Source organism: Actinomyces sp. S6-Spd3 (assembly GCF_000758755.1).
GTDB lineage: Bacteria > Actinomycetota > Actinomycetes > Actinomycetales > Actinomycetaceae > Pauljensenia.
Genome location: NZ_JRMV01000245.1, coordinates 1 through 541, shown reverse-complemented (window position 1 = coordinate 541; position 541 = coordinate 1). Strand labels below are relative to the sequence as shown.

1 rRNA gene is annotated in these 541 nt (G+C 53.0%); it reads left to right on the top strand.

The annotated features are described in order from the left end of the window. Nucleotides 1-541: ribosomal RNA gene (locus HMPREF1627_RS01985) — 23S ribosomal RNA — on the top strand; the annotation flags it as partial.

Sequence of the window (541 nt, the reverse complement as noted above, 5' to 3'; positions counted from 1 at the left end):
GGAATGGTGAAAAGTACCCCGGGAGGGGAGTGAAATAGTGCCTGAAACCAAGCGCTTTTAAGCCGTCAGAGCCGGTCGGCCCTTTTTTTGGGGTTGTGGTGATGGCGTGCCTATTGAAAAATGAGCCTGCGAGTTAGTGATGCGTGGCGAGGTTAACCCTTTGTGGGGTAGTCGTAGCGAAAGCGAGTCTTAATTGGGCGCCCAGTCGCGTGTTCTAGACCCGAAGCGGGGTGATCTACCCATGGCCAGGTTGAAGCGATTGTAAAAGGTCGTGGAGGACCGTACCCACCTAGGTTGAAAACTGGGGGGATGAGTTGTGGGTAGGGGTGAAAGGCTAATCAAACTCCGTGATAGCTGGTTCTCCCCGAAATGCATTTAGGTGCAGCGTTCTGCGTGTGTTGTTGTGGTGGTAGAGCTACTGGTTGGTTGATGGGCCGTTTTGGTTACTGACGTCAGCTAAACTCCGAATGCCATTGATAATTGCAGGGCAGTGAGACTGCGGGGGATAAGCTTCGTAGTCGAGAGGGAAACAGCCCAGATC